Annotated in this window: 6 protein-coding genes; all 6 read left to right on the top strand. The window is 67.2% G+C overall.

The window, feature by feature from the left end; genetic code table 11:
• Positions 1-274 precede the first annotated feature (274 nt).
• The 6 genes from C6N31_RS09940 (at position 275) to C6N31_RS09915 (ending at position 6,876) form a co-directional block, all read left to right on the top strand.
• Entirely contained in the window at positions 275-817 is a 543-nt protein-coding gene (locus tag C6N31_RS09940; protein ID WP_138353251.1) for a hypothetical protein, read from the top strand.
• Positions 818-900: 83 nt separating this feature from the next.
• Positions 901-2,055: a DUF4331 family protein gene (locus tag C6N31_RS09935; RefSeq protein WP_138353250.1), complete on the top strand. Its 1,155-nt coding sequence runs from the start codon at positions 901-903 to the stop codon at positions 2,053-2,055.
• On the top strand, positions 2,052-3,401 hold the full coding sequence (locus tag C6N31_RS09930; protein ID WP_138353249.1) for a Dyp-type peroxidase: 1,350 nt from the start codon (positions 2,052-2,054) through the stop codon (positions 3,399-3,401). Before C6N31_RS09935 ends, C6N31_RS09930 begins: the two co-directional genes overlap by 4 nt.
• 30 nt (positions 3,402-3,431) lie before the next feature.
• Complete coding sequence (locus tag C6N31_RS09925; RefSeq protein ID WP_138353248.1) at positions 3,432-4,298, top strand: enoyl-CoA hydratase/isomerase family protein; 867 nt, start codon at positions 3,432-3,434, stop codon at positions 4,296-4,298.
• A gap of 56 nt (positions 4,299-4,354) precedes the next feature.
• A complete protein-coding gene (locus tag C6N31_RS09920) occupies positions 4,355-5,410 on the top strand; it encodes a sulfite oxidase (RefSeq protein WP_138353247.1) in 1,056 nt (351 codons plus the stop codon).
• A 947-nt stretch (positions 5,411-6,357) separates the two neighbouring features.
• On the top strand, positions 6,358-6,876 hold the full coding sequence (locus C6N31_RS09915) for a hypothetical protein (RefSeq protein WP_187144867.1): 519 nt from the start codon (positions 6,358-6,360) through the stop codon (positions 6,874-6,876).
• Positions 6,877-6,953: the final 77 nt, after the last annotated feature.

Genomic DNA, 6,953 nt, shown 5'->3' with positions numbered 1-6,953 from the left:
GCCAAACCCTGGATCTGGGGCAGACCCGCCCCACCCACCCGACACCTACGCCGACGCTACGTCTACTGCCTTTGAGGAATTCAGCAGTAGTGAGTCAACGACCCGAGAGCATCGCTTGCTGCAGGCTCCCACGGCGCCGCCTTGGCGTCGGAATTCCTCCGGAGTTACGCCGTCCGGGCCTTCGCGCGCCGGCTGATCAAGCGCGTGTCGCGGTGGGAGGTTATGTTGAGTCAGCGGACTGGTGGGAATGATTCATGCCTCGTAAGGAGACCTCATGGCCACGCCTGCATCAGGATCAGTGCGACCGGGAATCATGCTGGGTTCAACGAGTGAGTTCAGTCTGTTCTTCGCGATCAGGCCTGGGCATGTCGATGAGCTGCGGGAGGCACTCACGCGCCTTGCTGAAGCTCCCGGATATAGGCCTGGCGACCATAATCTGCCCATCGCGACGATCCACGAGGCCAGATTCGTCATTTTCGACGACGGCACGCGCCTGCTGTTCGCGACGAGTTTCGACGGCCCCTGGGATGCGTACATCGAGGACTTCGCGTCCAAACCGCTGGCTCTTTTCGACAGTATCTTCAAGCATCTGGAGGGCTATAGGGGGGCCTCGGATGCCGCGGCACTGAAGGAGTTCATCGAAGGGCATCAGGTCACGGCCGTCGCGTACGCACGCAATTACGGCGGGACGGTGAAGGAGATCCGAAGGGCTGGACGTGTCAACGCCGCGTTCCAGCGGGTGCTCGACGACCCCGCGGCGGAGCAGGCGTTGCAGGACCCCGCGCTCAATCCCCTGCTCGGCGAGGCCGCCCAGTAGGCCCCGCTGTCCGTGGCTGTGCAGGTATCAGCAACTCGACCGGCTCGTCTCGGGTGACGTGCTGGGACGCTCTGGAGGTCTAGATGTCGGATCACGTATCCGGTCCGCGCGCGCTGGAGCACCCCATCGCGGACATCACCGATTTCTACGCCTTTCCCAGTCCGGAGCGCGCCGGCCATCTCGTTCTGGTGATGAACACCCTGCCCTTCGCCCCTCCCGACGGCCGGTTCTCCGAGGGATTGGTCTACCGGTTCCGCCTGCGGTCGGCCGATCTGGGCGGACCCGCCAAGCCGGTGTCTCTGACCGCCGGAGTTCCGGAGTTCACTTTCGACTGTGTCTTCTCCGTCGCCGAGCAGGACGGCGAGGCACCGGCCCGGCAGGACGGCACGTGCACCACCCCGAACGGGGAGATCGTGCCATTTCGCGTGGACGAGGAGAACCCGGTCGCCGTTCACGGCGTGCGGATTTTCGCCGGGCCCCGATGGGATCCCTTCTTTCTGGACGCGCCGGCGGCCCTGAAGACGCTCGCCACCGGGAAATTGGCTTTCACCGAACCGGGATCGATCTTTCTCGACGGCAAGAACGTGCTCAGCCTGGTCCTGGAGATCGACTGTGCCCTGCTGCTCGGCGGCGTCGAGGTGCTCGCCGTGGTCGCTGAGACCCTGACCCGCGGACCGGTCGGCATCCGTGTGGAACGGGTCGGTCGGCCGGAGGTCAAGAACCTGATCCTGGCCCCCCAACAGTTCGATCAGGTCAACCGCAGCCTGGAGATCCGCGACCTCTACAACATGGAGGACGCCTTCAACCTGTCGGAGAACTACGAGGAGGCCTATCGCGCCCGGCTCGACGCGAACCTGGCCTACTGGGACACCTTCGATGACGACGTCAGCTGGGCCGCGCTCGAGACCGGGGCGCATCCGCTGACCGAGTTCGTCCTGGCCGACTACCTCGTGGTGGACATCGGACAGCCCTACGCGGAGCACGGGTCATTCCTGGAGATCGAGTCCGCCGTGCTGGCCGGGCGCATCCATCAGACGTGCGGCGGGCGGGCACTGAACGATGACGCGATGGACACCTTGTTCACCCTCCTGGTCAACGGCGGCAAGGGGGAACGGATCCGGGACGGCGTCGACCACGCCAGCCATCCCGCAACGACGACTTTTCCCTATCTCGCCGCTCCCAACCCACGACCCCCCGAACCGCCGGGCCACCACCACCTACCCCTGAAGGACCAATGAGCACGCCTTCAGCCGATGAGAGCGTCGAACTGGAGTGGGACGACATCCAGAGCGGGGCGTTGCACGAGCGCCCGTCCCCGTATGTCGGCCGCTACGTGCTCATCCGCATCGACGACCGCGAAGCCGGTCGTGAACTGGTCCGGCGGCTCCTTCCCGCGATCGAGGCAGGCCATCCGACCGCCGATCCCGCCCGCGACGCCTGGATCACGGTCGCCTTCACCTACCAGGGCTTGCGCGCCCTGGGTGTCCCGTCCGACTCGCTCGACAGCTTCGCGCCCGAGTTCCGGGCGGGTATGGCCGCGCGAGCAGCCGAGCTGGGGGACGTCGGCGACAGCGATCCCGGCAACTGGGAGCAGCCGCTCGGCACCCCGGCCGTGCACATCGCGCTGGCCGCGCTGTCGCCCGACAGCGTGAGACTGGCCAAGGTCATGGAACGGGCGCAGCAGGCCTACGGGCAGCTGCCGGGGGTCGAGGTGATCTGGCGGCAGGACTGCTACCAGCTGGAGACGGGGCGGACCTCGTTCGGTTTCCGTGACGGGATCGGCCAACCCGCCGTGGAGGGGACCGGGAGGAACACCAACCCGCACGAGGCGCCCATCAAGGCCGGCGAGTTCCTCCTCGGCTATCCCGACGAGACGGGTGCGCTGCCGCCGATGCCCTCCCCTGATGTCCTTGGCCGGAACGGCACCTACCTGGTCTTCCGGAAGTTGCACACGCGGGTCGCCGCCTACCGTCAGTACCTGTACGACCAGGCGTCCAGCCGTGCGGAAGAGCGCCTCCTGGCCGCGAAGACGGTCGGCCGCTGGCCCAGCGGCGCGCCGCTGAGCTTGAGCTCGGACCAGGACGATCCCGAGCTCGGCGCGGATCCGGACCGCAACAACCGCTTCAGTTACCACGACGACCTGGACGGTTTCAAATGCCCGGCAGGTGCCCACGCGCGGCGCGCCAACCCGAGGGGCGCGCTGGACCATGAGAACAGCGTCAACGTCCGGCTGCACCGCATGATCCGTCGCAGCACCAGCTACGGACCCTCGCTCCCGGAAGGAGTGCGCGAGGACGACGGCGCCGACCGGGGCATCGTCTTCGTCTGCGTCGGCGCCCATCTCAAAAGGCAGTTCGAGTTCGTGAAGACGCAGTGGTTGAACGACGGAGTCTTCATCGGCGCGCCGCAGGAGGCGGATCCGCTGGTCGGACGCTCCGACACCCCGGGCGTGTTCACCATCCCGCGGCGGCCGGTGCGAAGGAGGCTGCGGAACCTGCCGCCGTTCGTCGTCACGCGCGGTGGAGAGTACTTCTTCGTCCCCGGCCTGCGGGCCCTTCGCTGGCTCTCGGAACTCGACAGTTGACCTGCGGTCGAACCGCACGAAGGAGCGACAGTGACCACGCAACCGAACCGTTCCGACCGGTGGGCCGCCATGGGTTTCACCCCGGCAGGAGCAGACGTCGACGAACCGGACCAGCCCGTCCTGGTCGAGTACCTCTCGGACGGAAAGATCGCCCTGATCACCCTGAACCGGCCTGAGGCCGACAACGCGATCACGACCGCGATGGGTACCCGGCTGACCGAGATCCTGGAGACCGTCGCCGTCCGCGCTCAGGTCCGCGTCGCCGTCGTCACGGGCGCCGGCGACCGCGCGTTCTCCATCGGCAGCGACCTCAGTCAGCGCAAGCAGATGACCAAGGAGGACTGGCTGCGCCAACGTCAGGACTTCGACCGGGTCCTCTACACGCTGAGGCAACTGCGCAAACCGATCTTCGCCGCGGTCAACGGGCTGGCCTTCGGCGGCGGTTCCGAACTCGCGCAGAGCACGGACTTCATCATCGCCGCCGACAACGCCGTGTTCGGCCAGCCGGAAGCGATGATCGGATTGTCCGCCGGCGGCGGGTCGCCGGTGCTGCTGCCCCGCGTCCTGCCCCGCGGCAAGGCCCTGCAAATGCTCATGACGGGCGAATCGGTCTCCGCGCAGGAGGCCTACCGGCTGGGGATGGCCAACGAGGTGCACCCGCAAGCCGATCTCATGGAGGCCGCCCTCAAGATCGCCGAGAGGATCGCCAACAACTCACCCACCGCGGTGCAGGCGGTCAAACGGGCCGTCCGTATGAGTGACGGCGAACCGCTCGAGCAGGCGATCTCGATCATGATGGAGGCGCACTGGCGATCCGCGGTCCACCCCGACCGCGTCGAAGGGATCGCAGCGTTCATCGAAGACCGCGAGCCCCATTTCCAGGACCCGGACTACTGACATGCCCCCTCCCGCGCGGGTGTGTTCCGACAGGTACCCCGAAGGAAGTGACCAACATGGCCGCACCGCGAAGCCGTGAGCAAGCACGCTCGGACCTCGTCATGATCCAGCCCGAGCCGTTCAACGCCGAGGCCCCACGGCAGGGGCTGTCCTCGGACATCACCCCGGTCGGCCAGCACTACGTGCGCAGCAACTTCGCACTGCCCGCCCACGACGGCGTGCTGAGGATCGATGGCGCGGTCCGACACACGAGCGAACTCACGCTCGACGACCTGCGCGCGATGCCCAGCATCCAACGAACCGTCACCCTGGAATGCGCCGGAAACGGACGCCTGGCGCAAAGTCCGCTACCGGTGGGCGAGCCCTGGGGCGGCTGGGCGGTGTCGACCGCCCGATGGACCGGCACCCTGCTCCACGAGGTACTGCGCCAGGCAGGTCCGGCCGACGACGCGGTCGAGGTCATCTTCCACGGCGCGGACCACGGTCCGTACTACCAGTTCGAGGACCTCAAGTACGCCCGTTCGCTTCCCTTCGCGCACACCATGGACCCGGACGCCGAGATCCTCATCGCCTACGACATGAACGACGAACCGCTCAACGCCGACCACGGCGCACCGTTCCGGCTGATCGTCCCCAACTGGTACGGAGTCGCGTCGGTGAAGTGGCTCGACCGGATCGAGGTCGTGACCCGGCCTTACGAAGGCGAGTTCCAGACCGGCCACTACATGTACGAGTGGGCGGACCAACCGCACGAACCAGTCACCTTGATGCGCGTACGGGCCCGCATCACCGACCCGGAACCAGGGCAGAACCTCCCTCTTGGCCCGTGCCGCGTCAAAGGCAAGGCATGGAGCGGCACCGGGCCGATCACCCGCGTCGAGGTCAGCCTGACCGGCGAGGGAGAGTGGTATCCCGCCCACGTCGAACCCGCAGACTCCCCCTACCAGTGGCAGGACTGGCACTTCGACTGGGTCCCCACCACAGTCGGGCGGCACACGCTGCGCGCCCGCGCGACCGACGCCGCCGGCAACGTCCAACCCGAAGTCCCGCCATGGAACCGCCTGGGCTACGGCAACAACGGCGTCGAGGTTCAGTTCGTCCAGGTCGTGTGAGACACGCCCCGTGACCCCGGTTTCATCGTTGGTGTGTGACGGGTGCAGCGCGTCGCGGGTCCTTTGCGGGTGGTCGGCCGGGGCGGCGACGTTGTGCGGGAGTCATGCGGCCTGGGCGAAGGTGTCGGGGGCAGGTTGACGGTGCTGGAGGTGTGGGAGGAGCCGTTTTCCATGACCCGGTGGATCCGCAGGGCCGGGTCGGTGCACTGGTCCAGTTGCCGGAGGAACGCGGTGAACGTTGGCGAGTTGTTGCGCTCGATGCGCTGGGTGAGCCCTGTCCGGTGGCCACGTCCATGGCCGCGACCATGGAGACCGTGCCGTGGCGGCGGCACTCGACCTCGCGGCGCTCCTGGCGTCCAGGGCGGGCGCGCACGGTCGGGGGCGGCGGGACTTGGCCTCCCGACCGTGCGAACCCTGCGTGCGCCACACCGCGCGATGGTCGAGCACGACGGACAGGACGAGCACATCCCGCTGTGCCGCATCGAGGCCCTCGGCGACGATCAGGAGGTGGGGCTTCGGCCTCTACTCGGCCGCCGCCGACTCCAGCACCGATGTCCTCTTGCACACCGGCACCGTTACCCGCCACCCCAACGAGGCCTTCGACACCGCGGCCGTCGTTTCAGCTCGCCAATTACGAGTCGTGACCGCAATGGTCCCACTCAACCAGCAAAGAATTTGCGACGCACATCGCACTGGGAGCGTGGGCCAGTATCCGGCAGCCTACCTCCGGTTCGTAATCATTCGTGCGGAACAATGACGGTATGTAGGTGAAGACAAGCCGTTCGAAAGCCTGCGGACAAGAGGTAGTGGCAGGGCCGTGCGGCGCTGGTCGTAGGCGGCGTCCTTGTCCACTTGGGCCCGGCCCGCCGCGCGGTGGGCAGAACGGCGGATTACGTTGACGGCACTGGGCACCCCCGGCGCGCGGCAGGCTCACGAGGTGAACTGATATGCACAGACTCTTTCCATGGCAGCGTGCATCGCATGAGGATCGTCGTGCCCTGCGTACGGATTACGCCGGGGCCGTCTACGGATCGCTCCTGGCCGCCTCCGTGATCGCCGCAGCAAGTAGCGTCGGCGAGTTTCCCCGCCTCGAGACTGTTGTGCTTCTGCTCGTCACCGGGCTGGTGTTCTGGGCTGTCCACGTCTACGCGCGCCTCACCGGTGAGCGGACGGTCGGCCGGAGCATCACCTGGTCCGAGACCTGGCGGATCGGACGCAGTGAGTGGTCCATGGTGGAGGCAGCCGTCCTGCCGAGCGCCGTCGTAGCTCTGAGCCCTGTGCTTGGACTGAGCCTGACGGCCACAGGGTGGACCGCACTCCTCGTCGCTGTGGCGCAGCAGGTGACGTGGAGCTATTTCGGCGCCCTGCACGCCAGTGGGTCTCGTCGCCGAGGGGCAACGGAGGCCGCTGTGAACTTGGTGTTCGGTTTGATCATCGTCGCTGCGAAATCCCTTCTTGGTCACTGACCTCGATCGAGCTCTTCGGCGCTGGCCGACATCCGACCGCCCAGCGGTGGGCCAGCCGCTACCGCGAGCTAGGGTCC

This window comes from Streptomyces fildesensis (genome assembly GCF_016107395.1).
GTDB classification, from domain to species: domain Bacteria; phylum Actinomycetota; class Actinomycetes; order Streptomycetales; family Streptomycetaceae; genus Actinacidiphila; species Actinacidiphila fildesensis.
This window is presented reverse-complemented; position numbering and strand designations above follow the sequence as displayed.